Source organism: Kitasatospora sp. NBC_01560 (assembly GCF_045208415.1).
Taxonomy (GTDB): Bacteria; Actinomycetota; Actinomycetes; order Streptomycetales; family Streptomycetaceae; genus Kitasatospora.
This window is the reverse complement of sequence record NZ_CP109364.1, coordinates 4313885-4328757: the sequence shown is the minus strand read 5'-3', so window position 1 is coordinate 4328757 and position 14873 is coordinate 4313885. Positions and strand designations below refer to the sequence as shown.

At 73.0% G+C, this 14873-nt stretch carries 14 protein-coding genes; 11 read left to right on the top strand and 3 right to left on the bottom strand.

What is annotated here, in order from left to right; genetic code table 11:
• Positions 1-293 precede the first annotated feature (293 nt).
• Together mshA and OH807_RS18820 are read left to right on the top strand one after the other, a co-directional pair.
• Complete coding sequence (gene mshA, locus OH807_RS18825) at positions 294-1667, top strand: D-inositol-3-phosphate glycosyltransferase (protein ID WP_406211074.1); 1374 nt, start codon at positions 294-296, stop codon at positions 1665-1667.
• A 139-nt stretch (positions 1668-1806) separates the two neighbouring features.
• Positions 1807-2379 carry a YbjN domain-containing protein gene (locus tag OH807_RS18820; RefSeq protein WP_406200178.1) on the top strand — a complete coding sequence of 191 codons (573 nt, stop codon included), beginning with the start codon at positions 1807-1809 and terminating at the stop codon, positions 2377-2379.
• 19 nt (positions 2380-2398) lie between these two features.
• Here OH807_RS18820 and OH807_RS18815 read toward each other — a convergent pair whose 3' ends face one another.
• Positions 2399-3760: an MDR family MFS transporter gene (locus OH807_RS18815; RefSeq protein WP_406200175.1), complete on the bottom strand. Its 1362-nt coding sequence runs from the start codon at positions 3758-3760 to the stop codon at positions 2399-2401.
• A 149-nt stretch (positions 3761-3909) separates the two neighbouring features.
• Here OH807_RS18815 and OH807_RS18810 point away from each other — a divergent pair, with 149 nt between their 5' ends.
• Together OH807_RS18810 and OH807_RS18805 are read left to right on the top strand one after the other, a co-directional pair.
• Complete coding sequence (locus OH807_RS18810) at positions 3910-4668, top strand: phosphoglyceromutase (RefSeq protein WP_406200173.1); 759 nt, start codon at positions 3910-3912, stop codon at positions 4666-4668.
• 267 nt (positions 4669-4935) lie between these two features.
• Positions 4936-5523 (top strand): lytic polysaccharide monooxygenase, encoded by a 588-nt coding sequence (locus tag OH807_RS18805; protein ID WP_406200170.1) that lies wholly within the window; start codon positions 4936-4938, stop codon positions 5521-5523.
• A 544-nt stretch (positions 5524-6067) separates the two neighbouring features.
• Here the strand turns inward: OH807_RS18805 and phoU are convergent.
• On the bottom strand, positions 6068-6754 hold the full coding sequence (gene phoU, locus OH807_RS18800) for a phosphate signaling complex protein PhoU (RefSeq protein WP_406200167.1): 687 nt from the start codon (positions 6752-6754) through the stop codon (positions 6068-6070).
• 306 nt (positions 6755-7060) lie between these two features.
• Here phoU and OH807_RS18795 point away from each other — a divergent pair, with 306 nt between their 5' ends.
• Together OH807_RS18795 and OH807_RS18790 are read left to right on the top strand one after the other, a co-directional pair.
• Entirely contained in the window at positions 7061-8347 is a 1287-nt protein-coding gene (locus tag OH807_RS18795) for a sensor histidine kinase (RefSeq protein ID WP_406200165.1), read from the top strand.
• 2 nt (positions 8348-8349) lie between these two features.
• A complete protein-coding gene (locus OH807_RS18790; RefSeq protein ID WP_395295605.1) occupies positions 8350-9042 on the top strand; it encodes a response regulator in 693 nt (230 codons plus the stop codon).
• A 156-nt stretch (positions 9043-9198) separates the two neighbouring features.
• On the opposite strand, the gene OH807_RS18785 is transcribed toward OH807_RS18790, so the two are convergent.
• Entirely contained in the window at positions 9199-9900 is a 702-nt protein-coding gene (locus tag OH807_RS18785) for a DUF461 domain-containing protein (RefSeq protein WP_406200163.1), read from the bottom strand.
• Between the two features lie 415 nt (positions 9901-10315).
• On the opposite strand from OH807_RS18785, the gene OH807_RS18780 reads away from it, so the two are divergent.
• The 5 genes from OH807_RS18780 to cysS all read left to right on the top strand — a co-directional run bounded on the left by OH807_RS18780 (position 10316) and on the right by cysS (position 14849).
• A complete protein-coding gene (locus tag OH807_RS18780; protein WP_030244332.1) occupies positions 10316-10798 on the top strand; it encodes a CarD family transcriptional regulator in 483 nt (160 codons plus the stop codon).
• Between the two features lie 367 nt (positions 10799-11165).
• Positions 11166-11915 carry a 2-C-methyl-D-erythritol 4-phosphate cytidylyltransferase gene (ispD, locus tag OH807_RS18775; RefSeq protein ID WP_406211073.1) on the top strand — a complete coding sequence of 250 codons (750 nt, stop codon included), beginning with the start codon at positions 11166-11168 and terminating at the stop codon, positions 11913-11915.
• A gap of 115 nt (positions 11916-12030) precedes the next feature.
• Complete coding sequence (ispF, locus tag OH807_RS18770; RefSeq protein ID WP_406211071.1) at positions 12031-12507, top strand: 2-C-methyl-D-erythritol 2,4-cyclodiphosphate synthase; 477 nt, start codon at positions 12031-12033, stop codon at positions 12505-12507.
• 422 nt (positions 12508-12929) lie between these two features.
• A complete protein-coding gene (locus OH807_RS18765) occupies positions 12930-13325 on the top strand; it encodes a PPOX class F420-dependent oxidoreductase (RefSeq protein ID WP_406200160.1) in 396 nt (131 codons plus the stop codon).
• Between the two features lie 129 nt (positions 13326-13454).
• Positions 13455-14849, top strand: coding sequence for a cysteine--tRNA ligase (cysS, locus tag OH807_RS18760; protein ID WP_406200158.1), 1395 nt, complete (start codon positions 13455-13457; stop codon positions 14847-14849).
• The last annotated feature ends 24 nt before the right edge of the window (positions 14850-14873 follow it).

Below are 14873 nucleotides of genomic sequence, written 5' to 3'. Positions count from 1 at the left end.
GCGCCGGCCCGCCCGCCCGTCCGCCGTCGCGCGCTCCGCCCCGCTCCGGCGTGCCCGCCGAAGCGCGTCCCCGGCCGTCCGCCGTCGTGGGCCATCTCGTCGGCCCGGACGGGAATGCCGATCGGCGGCCGCGTGGTTGGCACACTGGTGGTGATGTGCGCCCGGACGGGGCAGCGGGTCGGCGCGCCGCGACGCGGTGCCGGAACGCGGCGTGGGCGGCGGTGCACACACCGGACAGCAGGCGGCAGGCAGGCTGCCGAGACGGGCAGTACAGAGGAGGCTTCAGCCAGGTGATCCAGCACCCCGTCCGTTCGGTACGCCGTGCCCAGCCGGCCGCGCCCACGCGCGGCAGGCTCCAGTCGCTGGTCACGGGAGGCCGGCGCCGCCCGCGCCGGATAGCCATGCTCAGCGTCCACACCTCCCCGCTGCACCAGCCCGGCACCGGTGACGCCGGCGGTATGAACGTGTACATCGTGGAGCTGGCCAAGCGGCTCGCCGCGCTGGACATCGAGGTCGAGGTCTTCACCCGGGCGATCTGCTCGGACGACGCGCCCACCGTCGAGCTGGCCCCGGGCGTCCTGGTGCGGCACGTCACCGCCGGCCCGTACGAGGGGCTGGTCAAGGAGGACCTGCCGGCCCAGCTCTGCGCGTTCACCCACGGGGTGCTGCGCACCGAGGCCGGCCACCGCCCCGGCCACTACGACCTCGTGCACTCGCACTACTGGCTCTCCGGGCAGGTCGGCTGGCTGGCCGCCCAGCGCTGGGGCGTGCCGCTGGTGCACACCATGCACACCATGGCGAAGGTCAAGAACGCCGCGCTGGCCGAGGGCGACACCCCCGAGCCGGCCGCCCGGGTGATCGGCGAGACGCAGGTGGTCGAGGCCGCCGACCGGCTGATCGCCAACACCACCGAGGAGGCGGCCGAGCTGGCCCTGCACTACGCGGCCCGCCCGGACCAGCTGGCCGTCGTCCACCCCGGCGTCAACCTGGAGGTGTTCCGCCCGGCCGGCCGGGACTCCCGCGCCGCCGCCCGGGCCCGGCTCGGCCTGCCGCAGGACGCCGCGGTGCTGCTGTTCGCCGGCCGGATACAGCCGCTGAAGGCGCCGGACGTGCTGCTCCGCGCCGTCGCCGCGCTGCTGGAGCGGCAGCCGCAGCTGCGCGAGCGGCTGGTGGTGCCGGTGGTCGGCGGTCCGTCCGGCACCGGGCTGGCCAGGCCGGAGAGCCTGCACAAGCTCGCCGCCCAGCTCGGCATCTCCGACGTGGTCCGGTTCCACCCGCCGGTCGGGCAGGCCCTGCTCGCCGACTGGTACCGCGCGGCGACGGCGCTGGTGATGCCGTCCTACAGCGAGTCCTTCGGGCTGGTCGCCCTGGAGGCGCAGGCCTGCGGCACGCCGGTGGTGGCGGCCGCGGTCGGCGGCCTGCCGGTCGCCGTCCGGGACGGCGAGACCGGCACCCTCGTGCGCGGTCACGACCCGCAGGCCTGGTCCTACGCGCTGGAGCCCTACGTCACCGATCCCGGGGTGCTCGCCCGGCAGGGGGTGGCGGCGGCCCGGCACGCCGCCGCGTTCGGCTGGGACACCGCGGCGGCGACCACGGCCGAGGTGTACGCCGGCAGCCTGGCCCGCCCGGCCGGCCGCCGCACCGGCTCGCGCCTCCGCCTGGCCTGACCACCGGGGCCGCGGGGTCCGGGCCGCGTCCCGTCGCTGTCTCCGGCCGTGCCGGGCGGCCCGCGGCGCCGGGCCGCTCCGGCCGGGCGCCGCGGGCCGTTGCAGCGTGGCGCCGGTACCGCCGAGTAACGTCACCCCCATGGCAATCCGCACCAAGGACGAGGCCCTGACCCTCCTTCGCGCCGCCCTGGACGACGCCGGGGTGGCCTGGGAGCCGGCCACCACCGACCCGTACACGCTGGTGGCGACCCTCCCGGGCACCCGCAAGCTGAGTACCACCTGCGCGCTCCGGGTCGGCGACCACACCCTGTCGGTGAACGCGTTCGTGATCCGCCGCCCGGACGAGAACCACGAGGGCGTCTACCGCTGGCTGCTGGAGCGCAACACCCGGCTGTACGGCGTCGCCTACGCGATCGACGCGCTCGGCGACGTCTACCTGGCCGGCCGGCTGCCACTGGCGGCGCTCACCCCGGACGCCGTCGACCGGCTGCTCGGGACGGTGCTGGACAACGCCGACGAGCCGTTCAACACCCTGCTGGAGCTGGGTTTCGCCTCCGCCATCCGGCGCGAGTGGGAGTGGCGGACCAAGCGCGGGGAGTCCACCCGGAACCTGGCCGCCTTCGCCCACCTCGCCGGCCCGGGCAGCACCGGCACGGGCCCCGGCACCGGACCGGCCGCCGGGGCGGCATCGGACGGGCCCACCGCCGGATAGCGGTCGGACGGCGGCCGGGTCAGGAGCCCGCGGGGGCGGGTTCGGCCCCGGCGTCCGCCCTTCCGTCGGCCGGCCGCGTGCCGCTGTTGCTGCCGGTCCCGACGCCGGTCCCGATGCCGACACCCGTCCCGACGCCGGCTCCGGTCCCGACGGTCTTGACGCCGGTGGCTGCCGTCCGCCGCCCGAGGACCACGTACCCGGCCGCCGCGATCGTGCCGCAGACGGCGCAGGCGCCCCACATCACCGCGCTGCCGGCCCGTTCCAGCAGCACACCGCCGGCCGCCGGCCCGAGGAACGCGGCGAGTGACCAGGAGAGCGAGTAGACGCCCTGGTAGCGGCCGCGGGCGTGGGTCGGCGACAGCTCGGCGACCAGGCCCATCATGGTCGGCGCGTTCAGGATCTCGCCGATCGTCCAGACCCCCACCGTGAAGGCGTAGAACCACGCGGACGACCCGGCGAGCGCGGTCAGCCCGTACCCCCAGCCGATGAACAGCGCGCTCGCGACCAGCAGGGCGGTCCGGTTGCGGCCCTCCATCCACCGGGTGAGCGGGATCTGCAGCAGCACGATCAGCAGCCCGTTGAGGCCGATCACCAGCCCGTACTGGGTGGAGGTGATCCCGGCCCGGCCCATGTCCACGGAGAGCGTCGTGCTGCCCTGCTGGGCGACCAGGGCGAGCAGCAGGTTGAGACCCACGACCGCCATGAAGCGGGCGTCCCGGAACACCGTGCCGAGGTTCGCCGCGGGCGCGCCGTCGGCCTGCGCGGCCGGGGCCTGCGGCCGGGTCTCGGGGATCCGGACGAAGATCACCAGCGCGCAGACCAGGGTGGAGAGGGCGTCCAGCAGGAAGAGCGTGAGGTAGCCCTGGGTGGCGATCAGGCCCGCCGCGGCCGCTGCGAGGCCGAAGCCGATGTTGATCGCCCAGTAGTTCAACGAGTAGGCCCGGACCCGGTCCTCGGCGGGCACGATGTCCGCGATGATCGCCGAGGTGGCCGGCCGCGTCGCGTTGTTGCAGAGGCCGACCAGGAAAGCGACCGCGGCGATCGCCACCTGTCCGTCGGTGAAGCCGAGCACGGCGGTGAACAGCGCGGTGCCGAGCTGCGCGGCGACCAGCGTGGGCCGCCGTCCGATCCGGTCGGCCAGCACGCCGCCCACCACGGCGGCGATCGCCGAACCGAGGCCGAACAGCGAGGCGACCAGGCCCGCGTACGAGGGGGAGTAGCCGCGGTCCGCGGTCAGGTAGAGCGCGAGGAAGGTGACGACGAAGCCGCCCAGCCGGTTGATCAGCGTCGATGTCCAGAGCCACCAGAACTGCCGCGGGAGGCCGCCGAGCGCCTCTCGCGCGGCCGTCCGGAATCGGTCTGAGGCGGGCAGATCGGGCATGTCGGGGCTCCCGGGCAGCAGGATTTCCGCTGAGCGGTGCGGGCCGGCCCGGACAGCGGTTCGGTAAGTGTCGTAAGCGCAGGGCGCACATTACACTTGGGGGAGAGGTCCCGGCCAGGGGTTTTCGGGGCTCCACTAAGCTGGGGGCCATGGCTGACACGACGTACCGACTCATCCTCCTCCGCCACGGCGAGAGCCAGTGGAACCAGAAGAACCTGTTCACCGGTTGGGTCGACGTCGACCTCAACGAGAAGGGCGAGAAGGAGGCCGCGCGCGGTGGCGAGCTCCTCGCCGCCGAGGGCTACTTCCCCGACGTGGTCCACACCTCGCTGCTGCGCCGCGCGATCCGCACCTCGCAGATCGCCCTGGACAAGGCCGACCGCCACTGGATCCCGGTCAGCCGCAGCTGGCGCCTGAACGAGCGCCACTACGGCGCCCTCCAGGGCAAGGACAAGGCCCAGACCCTGGCGGAGTTCGGCGAGGACCAGTTCCAGCTCTGGCGCCGCTCGTACGACACCCCGCCGCCGGTGCTGGCCGACGACGCCGAGTACTCGCAGGCCGGTGACGCCCGCTACGCGGACATCCCGAGCGAGCTGCGCCCGCGCACCGAGTGCCTGAAGGACGTCGTCGAGCGGATGCTCCCGTACTGGTACGACGCCATCGTCCCGGACCTCGCCGCCGGCAAGACCGTCCTGGTCACCGCGCACGGCAACAGCCTGCGCGCGCTGGTCAAGCACCTCGACGGCATCTCCGACGAGGCCATCGCCGGCCTCAACATCCCGACCGGCATCCCGCTGGTCTACGAGCTGGACGCCGACTTCAAGCCGGTCGCCAAGGGCGGCCGCTACCTCGACGCGGACGCCGCGGCAGCCGCCATCGAGGCGGTCAAGAACCAGGGCAAGAAGTAGCCCCGACGGCTTCCGGGTGCACCCGGGCCCCACTCCCCGTGCTGCGGGGGGTGGGGCCTTCGTCATTCAACTCCGTTGTGCGGCAGGGGGGTTCGGGGTCGCCAGGGTGGTTCAGACCATTGACGGCCGTGGTGGCGGCTCCTACCGTGTGAGCACCGACCTGGCGCAGACATGCCGGCGATCGTCGCGGATCGCCCGGCAGTCGCACCCCCATGCGCGCACGCCTGCGTCCGGCGCACTCTCCATCCACCCCCACGGAGGAGCACCATGCGCAAACGTCATCTCGCCGGAGCGGTGGTGGCCGCGCTCGCGGTACCGCTCACCCTCGTGCTGCCGGCGCAGTCGCACGGCTACATCTCGACCCCGCCCAGCCGGGCCGCGCTCTGCGCGGCCGGGGCGGTGACCGGCTGCGGTGCGATCCAGTGGGAGCCGCAGAGCGTCGAGGGCCCGAAGGGCTTCCCGGCCCGAGGGCCGGCCGACGGGGCCATCTGCGCCGGCGGTAACAGCCGGTTCGCCGAACTGGACGACCCGCGCGGCGGCGCCTGGCCCACCACCGCGGTGTCGGCTGGGCAGCGGCTCACCTTCACCTGGAAGTTCACCGCCCGGCACGCCACCACGAGCTTCAAGTACTACCTGACCAAGGCCGGCTACGACGCGATTCAGAAGGTCACCCGGGCCAACCTGGAGACGGCGCCCTTCCTGACCGTCCCGTACAACGGCACCCAGGTGCCGAGCACGCTCAGCCACACGGCGACGCTCCCGGGCGGCCGCACCGGCCATCAGGTGGTCGTCGCGGTCTGGGAGATCGCCGACACCGGCAACGCCTTCTACTCCTGCACCGACGTCCGCTTCTGACCGGTGCGCGGAATCGGCACGCGGAATCGGTACGTCCGGCCGTACCGGGGTGCACGACCGTCTCCCACGGCGGCCGTGCACCACGGAGTTCCGTCGGGCGCCGGGCGTCAGTGCCCGCAGCAGCCGCCCGTGGCGCCGCCGCACTGGCACGGGGCGCCGGACTGGCAGCCGCAGCCGCAGCCCGGGCCGCAGCCACAGCCGGCCGCAAGGACGGACAGCAGCTTCGGGGCGGGCGGCTCGACGGTGTCGCGTGCCGGTTCCGGTCGAGTCGGGGTTGCCTTCATCGCGCTGGACCCTCCTTGTGACGGGCACACTTCGGTGCCTACGGCATCGAGTGAAACCGCCGATCGGAGGGAGCGTCAACGGGCGCGCAGTGGTGGGGCGTCCGGTCGGCCGTGCGCCCGCACCACCCCGGCCCGAGGTTTACTCACCCCTGGGGGTGAGTACCCCCGCGCGGGGTGCAGGCAGGCGGGTCGGCACGCCCCGCCGACAGAACACGCCCCGCCGACAGGACGTGCCCCGCCGGCAGGGCGTGCCGGCCGAGTCACTCGCCCACGGCGCCCGCGGCCTCGCTGGCGGCCACGAACTCGTCCACGTGCTCACCCGTCACCAGGTAGACGACGCGCTTGGCCACCGAGACGGCGTGGTCGGCGAAGCGCTCGTAGTAGCGGCCGACCAGGGTGACGTCCACGGCGGTCTCGATGCCGTGGTGCCAGCGGTCGTCGATCAGGTGCGCGAACAGCTCGCGGTGCAGGGCGTCGATCGCGTCGTCGTCCTGCTCCAGTTCGAGCGCCTTGTCGACGTCCTTGGTGGCGATCACCAGGCCCGCCTTGGCCACCAGCCGCTGGGCGAGCTGGCCCAGCTCCAGGACGGTCGCGTGCAGGTCGCTCGGGACGGCGGACTCGGGGTAGCGCAGCCGCGCCACCTTGGCCACGTGCCGGGCGAGGTCGCCGCAGCGCTCCAGGTCGGCGCTCATCCGCAGCGAGGTGACGACGATCCGCAGGTCGGTGGCGACCGGCTGCTGGCGGGCGAGCAGGTCGATCGCCCGGTTCTCCAGGTCGTGGTGCAGGTCGTTGATCTTGCCGTCGGCGGCGATCACGCTCTCCGCCAGCGCCAGGTCCGCGTCGAGGAGCGCGGTGGTGGCCCGGCCCAGTGCCGAGCCGGCCAGCCGGGCCATCTCGACCAGGCTGTCGCCGATCGAGTCGAGTTCCTCGTGGTACGCGTCGCGCATGCTCTCTCCTCAGTAGCTGTGTCGGTGGCGGTGCCGACCGGTCGTCCCGTACGACCGCTGGTACGGCGTTCGGGTGACCGCTGCTGGTGGCGCGATCGTACGCGCGCACCGGGGACGGCGGACGGGTGTTCGATCCGCCACCCACTCCCACACGGGCTGCGTGGCCAACTTTCGGCCGTCCGGGCGACCACGCACGGCCGGTGCGGTGAACCGGCAGCCACGTGAAGGTGAATTCTCGGCAACGCGCGGCCGATCCCTTGATCCGACCCTGGAGGAGCGACCCCGCTGTGCGCTTAGGCTGGCGGCATGGACGTGAACGTGGCCGCCGCCGCTGCCTGCGCCATAGCCGGGCTCGGCGTCGGCCTCACGGCCTCCATCGCCTTCCGTTGGAGCGAGCGCGAACAGGCAAGGGGCAGGTACGGCGGCACCAACGGCAGGACCCGCCAGCAGGCGCTCGGCGCCCCCACCCAGGAACCCCCGCTGCCCCCGGGGGTCGACACCGTACTCTCCGTGCTCCGCTCCTGCGCGATCGTGCTGGGCGAGGGGGACGAGGTGGTCAAGGCCAGCTCCGCCGCCTACGCGATGGGCCTGGTGCGCGGCGGTGCGGTCGCCGTCGACCCGCTGCTCGCGCTGGCCCGCGGCACCCGCCGGGACGGCGAGATCCGCCAGGTCGAGCTGGAGCTGCCCCGCCCGGGTGCGGCGCGCGCCGCCGAGCCGCTCGCGGTCTCGGTGCGGGTCGCCCCGCTGGGCTCCCGGCTGGTCCTCGTCCTGGTCGAGGACCAGACCGAGCGACGCCGGGTCGAGGCCGTCCGCCGCGACTTCGTCGCGAACGTCAGCCACGAGCTCAAGACCCCGGTCGGCGCGCTCTCCCTGCTCTCGGAGGCGGTCGCCGACGCGTCCGACGACCCGGAGGCGGTGCAGCGCTTCGCCGGCCGGATGCAGATCGAGGCGACCAGGCTGGCCAGCCTGGTCCAGGAGATCATCGACCTCTCCCGGGTCCAGGACGACCGGCTGATGGTCGACCCGGAGCCGGTCGCGGTGGACGAGCTGATCGCCGAGGCGATCGACCGCTGCCGCCAGCAGGCCGCCGCCAAGCAGATCCTGATCGCGGCCGGTGGCATCGCCGGCCTCTACCTGCACGGCAACCGCGGCCAGCTGGCCGCCGCGCTGGGCAACCTGGTGGAGAACGCGGTCAACTACAGCCCGCCGCGGACGAGGGTCGCGATCGCCACCCGGCGGATCTCCAGTGCCGCGGCCCTCGGCGAGGCGGACGGCGAGCTGATCGAGATCTCCGTCACCGACCAGGGCATCGGTATTTCCGAGAAGGACCGCGAGCGGGTCTTCGAACGCTTCTACCGCGTCGACCCGGCCCGCTCCCGGCAGACCGGCGGCACCGGCCTCGGCCTCTCCATCGTCAAGCACGTGGCCGCCTCGCACGGCGGCACCGTCTCGGTGTGGAGCGTCGAGGGCCAGGGTTCCACCTTCACCGTGCGCCTGCCCGCCGGGCAGGCCCCCGAGGATCACACGCTCCCCGCCGGGGAGTTCGCACCACCCCTGTCAGACACAACCCCCCAGCTTGCCCCGGAGGCCTGATCGTGACCCGAGTACTGGTGGTCGAGGACGAGGAGTCGTTCAGCGACGCCCTGTCGTACATGCTCCGCAAGGAGGGCTTCGAGGTGGCCATCGCCGCCACCGGCCCCGACGCGCTGGAGCAGTTCGAGCGGAACGGCGCCGACCTCGTCCTGCTCGACCTGATGCTGCCGGGCCTGCCCGGTACCGAGGTCTGCCGCCAGCTGCGGGTGCGCTCCAACGTCCCGGTGATCATGGTCACGGCCAAGGACAGCGAGATCGACAAGGTCGTCGGTCTGGAAATAGGTGCGGACGACTACGTCACCAAGCCGTACTCCACCCGTGAGCTGGTGGCCCGGATCCGTGCGGTGCTGCGCCGCCGCGGCGAGGCCGAGGGCCCGGGCGAGGGCGGCGGTCCGGGCGCGCTGGAGGCGGGCCCGGTCCGGATGGACGTGGACCGGCACGTGGTGACGGTGGACGGCGCCAAGGTCGACCTGCCGCTGAAGGAGTTCGACCTGCTGGAGATGCTGCTCCGCAACGCGGGCCGGGTGCTCACCCGGATGCAGCTGATCGACCGGGTCTGGGGCGCGGACTACGTCGGCGACACCAAGACCCTGGACGTCCACGTCAAGCGTCTGCGGGCGAAGATCGAGCCGGACCCGGGCGCGCCGCGCTACCTGGTCACGGTCCGTGGCCTGGGCTACAAGTTCGAGCCGTAAACCCCGGCGGGCCCGGCGGCGGCTCCGCCGGGCCCCACCCGGTGCGGTGCGCCGAATCACCGCGGGCTCCGCGCAGCGCTGCGCGACGCCGCGCCGAAGGCCCCCTCCGACAGTCGGAGGGGGCCTTCGGCGTCGTGCTGCAGGCGCGGGCGCGGGTCAGTGCGTCCCGGCCGCCGGCGATGCGGTGCCGGCCGCGGTGGCCGCACCGGACGGCGTGGCTGCACCGCTGGTGGCGGCGGTGCCCGGGGTGGCCGCACCGGTGGTGGGCGCGCCGCTGGTGGGCGCGCCGGCCCCGGCGGTGGCGGACGCCGAGCCGGCGGCCTTGGACGGGACGGCGACCGGGCTGGCCGTCGGGCCCCAGCCCTTGTACAGGCCCTTGTTCGGGCTGACCGCGGCCTCGGTCGCGGCCTTCTCGCCGCTCCGGAAGGCGAACGCGGTGGGCACGTAACCGCCGACGTTGACGCTGGTGGAGGCGACCCGCGCGGACGGGTTGCCCTCGCCGCCGATCAGCACCGAGCCACCGGCCGGGATGACGATGACGCTCAGCGGGGCGCCCTTGTCGTCGGCGAAGGCCGCGGCGTCGGTGCCCACGTTGATGGACTGGAGCTCCGCCGGAACCGTCCCGGAGTTGCTGATGTTCACCGTCACGTTGGCCGGGCCGGTGTGCTCCCCGGAGGACTCGTCCCCGGTGACGACGACGATGTTGTTCAGCAGCAGGTCGGTGCCTGCGGTCGCCTGGGCGTTGTCGGGCCTGATCTCCAGGGTGTCCGGTGTGTTGCCGGCCGCGCAGGACGACAGCGAGGCAATGGCGAGGGCGGCGATGGCGGCGATGCTGCCGACTCGAATACTGCGGCTCACGGCGGCGGCTTCTCCTAGGTCACGTGGCGGTTGGTCAGGTCTCAGATTATCGACCTCGCTTATGCGCTCCTCACGGGGAGGTCCCCGTGTCGCCGCCGGATCGGTGAGGGGGCGCCCGTACGGCGGCACATCGCCGTGTTCAGATCAACTTTCGACCAAGATCGGATCACGATCGGGAAACGGCCCGATAAACGGTGAAAACCCAAGATCCAATCACGGTTTCGGGAGTGTTGCCGCAGGTTTCGGTAGGTGCCGGAACGGCCTCCGACCTGCGGGAAGCCCCCGCCGAACGCCGGTCGCAGCACGTCATAGGGGTGGTTGTCAAGCCCCGAGACCGGCCCTGACCTGCGAAAACGCCCTTCGGGTGCGCCGAAAAGCGTGTTATTCTGGAAAGCCACGGAAGGGGTCCTGTCACATGACGTTCAAGGTTGGCGACACGGTGGTCTACCCCCATCACGGGGCCGCGCTGATCGAGGCCATCGAAATTCGCCAGATCAAAGGTGTGGACAAGACCTACCTGGTGCTCAAGGTGCAGCAGGGAGACCTGACGCTCCGCGTGCCCGCCGAGAACGCGGAGTTCGTCGGCGTGCGCGATGTGGTCGGCCAGGAGGGTCTGGACCGGGTCTTCGAGGTGCTTCGCGCACCGTACACCGAAGAGCCCACCAACTGGTCCCGTCGCTACAAGGCGAACCTGGAGAAGCTCGCCTCGGGTGACGTTATCAAGGTCGCCGAGGTTGTGCGCGATCTCTGGCGTCGCGAGCGCGAGCGCGGCCTCTCGGCCGGCGAGAAGCGCATGCTCGCCAAGGCTCGCCAGATCCTCGTCAGCGAGCTCGCGCTGGCGGAGAACACCAACGAGGACAAGGCGGAGACGCTGCTCGACGAGGTGCTTGCCTCGTAGCGCGGCCGGGCTCGCGCCCATCGCTCACAGCGCCCGGTGCCGGTGCGCCGCTTCCTGGACGAACCGTCCGGGAGTGGGGCCGTGGCACTTCGGGCGCTGAGGCGTGTCCGGACGCCGCCTCCGCCCGGGTCGGGCGGTGCGCACGGCCGGTGCCGCATGACCGTTTCTGCGAATGCTGCCTGGCGAGTACTGCGGTGCTGCTTCCGCCCAGCGGGCGGGTCGTGCCGTTCCACGGGTGGTTCCGGTGCTGCGGTGCGTGCTGCGCGAGTGCGGGACCGTGGTGCTTTCGGAAGGGGTCCGTACGCTCGTCGTGCACGCGGCCGTCGCGCACGCCATGGCCATACCCACTTCGCCGAAGGAGTGAAACCTGAACGCCACAGCAGCAGTTGCAGCAGCAGTGGTGCCCGCCGCCGGACGCGGTGAGCGGCTGGGGCCCGGAGCCCCCAAGGCCCTGCGTGACCTGGGCGGAGTGCCGCTCCTGGTGCACGCCGTCCGGGCGCTCGCCCGCAGCCGGGCGGTCGGCCTGGTCGTGGTCGCGGCGCCCGCCGACGGCGTGGCCGAGGTGGTCGGCCTGCTCGACAGCCACGGCCTGGACGGCAAGGACGTCCGGGTGGTGGCCGGCGGGGCGACCCGCCAGGAGTCGGTCCGGCTCGGCCTCGCCGCCATCCCGGCGGAGGTCGAGGTCGTGCTGGTGCACGACGCCGCCCGGCCGCTCGTCCCGGTGGAGGTGGTGGACGCGGTCGCGGCCGCCGTCCGGGCCGGGGCCGAGGCCGTGGTGCCCGCCGTCCCGCTGGCCGACACCGTCAAGCGGGTCGAGCCGAACCCGGGCGGCCCCGAGCCGGTGCTCGACACGCCCGACCGGGCCACCCTGCGGGCGGTCCAGACGCCGCAGGGGTTCCGCCGCGACACGCTGGCCGCGGTGCACGCCAGGGCGCTGACCGAGGAGACCGGGGGCGCGCTGCCGCCGGTCACCGACGACGCCGGCCTGGTGGAGCGCTTCGGCGGCCGGGTGGTGGTGGTGCCCGGCCACGAGGAGGCGTTCAAGGTGACCCGTCCGCTGGACCTCGTGCTCGCCGAGGCCGTACTCGCCCGCCGGAGGGCCTCCGATGGCTTCTGACCCCGTGGACCTCACCGACGCCGAAGTCGACGCCGAAGCCGAAGCCGACGCCGAAGCCGACGCCGCTGCCGGCGTCACCGCTGCAGCCACCGACCCGCGTCCGCGCGACGTCCCCGTGCTGCCCCGGGTGGGGATCGGCACCGACGTGCACGCCTTCGAGGCGGGCCGCCCGCTCCGGGTGGCCGGCCTGGACTGGCCGGGTGCCGAGTACGGCCTGGCCGGGCACTCGGACGCCGACGTGGCCGCGCACGCCTCCTGCGACGCGCTGTTCTCGGCCGCCGGGATCGGTGACCTGGGCGCGCACTTCGGGACCGACCGGCCCGAGTGGGCCGGTGCGTCCGGGGTCACGCTGCTCAAGGAGGCGGCCCGGCTGGTGCGCGAGGCCGGTTTCGAGATCGGCAACGTCGCGGTCCAGGTGATCGGCGTCCGGCCGAAGATCGGCAAGCGCCGGGACGAGGCGCAGGCCGCACTCTCGGCCGCCGTCGGCGCGCCGGTCTCGGTCTCCGGCACCACCACCGACGGCCTCGGCCTGACGGGGCGGGCCGAGGGTCTGGCGGCGATCGCCACCGCGCTGGTGTACGAGCGGCGTTGACGCCCGGGCGGGGCTCGCCGGGCGTCCGGCCCGGGCCCCACGGCGCCGACGGGTGGCGGGCCGGTGGCTTCCGGGAGCGGGAGCGCCGGTCCGCCACGGGTCTTTCCGGCCTTTTCCGTTCCGGGGCCGGCCTTTTCCGTTCCGGGGCCGGCCTTTTCCGTTCCGGGGCCGGGCTTCTCCGTTCCGGGGCCGGGCTTCTCCGTTCCGGGGCCGGGCTTCTCCGATCCGGTGCCGGCCTCGTCCGCTCCGGCCCGGGCCGGACGCCCGGCGGGGTGGGCCAATCTCGGGAATACCGCTGCGGTGACGAGTGTTCAGGACGCCTGACGGGGGGTCGGGTCGATACCGTTCGTCGCGGGCCCGAGAGGCCCCGGCCCGGCTGCCGGGCCGGCTCACCGACGCTGCTCGACGAGAAGAGGTCCTCGATGGCCGTACAGCTCTCCGACCAGGCCCAGGCGCTGATCGACGGCAAGAGCTTCGCCGTGGTCTCCACCATCCAGCCCGACGGGAGCCCGCAGTCCTCCGTGGTCTGGGTGAAGCGGGACGGCGACGACATCCTGTTCTCCACCGTCGAGGGCCGCCGCAAGCACCTCAACCTGGCGAAGGACCCGAGGATCTCCCTGGTGGTCAATCCGCCGGAGAGCCCGTACTCCTACCTGGAGGTGCGCGGTGCGGTCACCCTCACCCGCGAGGGCGGGCGTGAGCTGATCGACGAGCTGGCGAAGAAGTACCGCGGCGAGGACGTCTACCGCTTCGACGGCCCGGACGACGTGCGCGTGGTCGTCCGGATCACCCCGCGCAAGGTGGTCGGCAACCTCTGAGCGGACCGCCCGGCGGGTCTCGACGGAGGGGGTGCCTCCGCTGAGTCACAGTGGAGAAACGGCGCAGCCGCGGTATTGACATTCGGGAATGTCGCGGGGCACCCCCTCATGCCCACTACGCTTGACGCTGTGAGCATTCGCCTGTACGACACCAGCACCCGCCAGGTACGCGACTTCGTCCCGCTTGTACCGGGTTGTGTCTCGATCTACCTGTGCGGCGCTACCGTCCAGTCGGCGCCACATATCGGGCACATCCGGTCCGGGCTCAACTTCGACATCATGCAGCGGTGGTTCGCCTACCGCGGCTACGAGGTGACCTTCGCCCGGAACGTCACCGACATCGACGACAAGGTCATCGCCAAGGAGCGTGAGTTCGGCACGCCGTGGTGGCAGATCGCCTACGCCAACGAGCGCGCCTTCAACGACGGCTACGCGGCGCTCGGCTGCCTCCCGCCGACCGTCGAGCCGCGGGCCACCGGGCACATCCCCGAGATGATCGAGATGATGCAGGCACTCATCGCCAAGGGGCACGCCTACGCGGTGGACGGGAACGTCTACTTCGACGTGAAGTCCTACCCCGGCTACCTGGAGCTCTCCAACCAGAAGCTGGAGAACCTCCGCCAGCCCGAGGGCGAGGGCGAGACCGGCAAGCGCGACCAGCGCGACTTCGCGATGTGGAAGTCGGTCAAGCCGGGCGAGCCGAGCTGGGAGACCCCCTGGGGGCCCGGCCGTCCGGGCTGGCACCTGGAGTGCTCCGCGATGGCGCACAAGTACCTCGGCCGGGCCTTCGACGTCCACGGCGGCGGGATCGACCTGATCTTCCCGCACCACGAGAACGAGATCGCCCAGTCCAAGGCGTACGGCGACGACTTCGCCAACTTCTGGGTGCACAACGCCTGGGTCACCATGAGCGGCGAGAAGATGAGCAAGTCGCTCGGCAACTCGGTGCTGGTCTCCGAGATGGTCGCGCGCTGGCGCCCGATCGTGCTCCGTTACTACCTGGGCGCCCCGCACTACCGCTCGACCATCGAGTACAGCGAGGAGTCGCTGCGCGAGGCCGAGGCCGGCTTCGGCCGGATCGAGGGCTTCGTCCAGCGCGTGGTCGAGCGCTGCGGCCCGGTCGAGGCGGCGCCCGAGGTGCCGCCGGCCTTCGCCGAGGCGATGGACGACGACCTGGGCGTGCCGCAGGCGCTGGCCATCGTGCACACCGCCGTCCGCCAGGGCAACAGTGCCCTGACCGCGGACGACAAGGAGAACGCGGTGGCGCGTCTGGCCGAGGTCCGTGCGATGCTCGGAGTGCTGGGCCTCGACCCGCTCGACCCGCACTGGGCCGGGGCGGAGCGCGGCGAGGACCTGCACGGCGTGGTCGACTCGCTGGTCCGGCTGGTCCTGGACCAGCGGCAGGCGGCCCGGGCCCGCAAGGACTTCGCCACCGCGGACGCCATCCGTGACCAGCTCGGCCTCGCCGGGCTGGCCATCGAGGACACCCCGTCCGGCCCGCGCTGGACGATCAACAACCAGTAACCCCATCCGACGATCGGGGTGAGG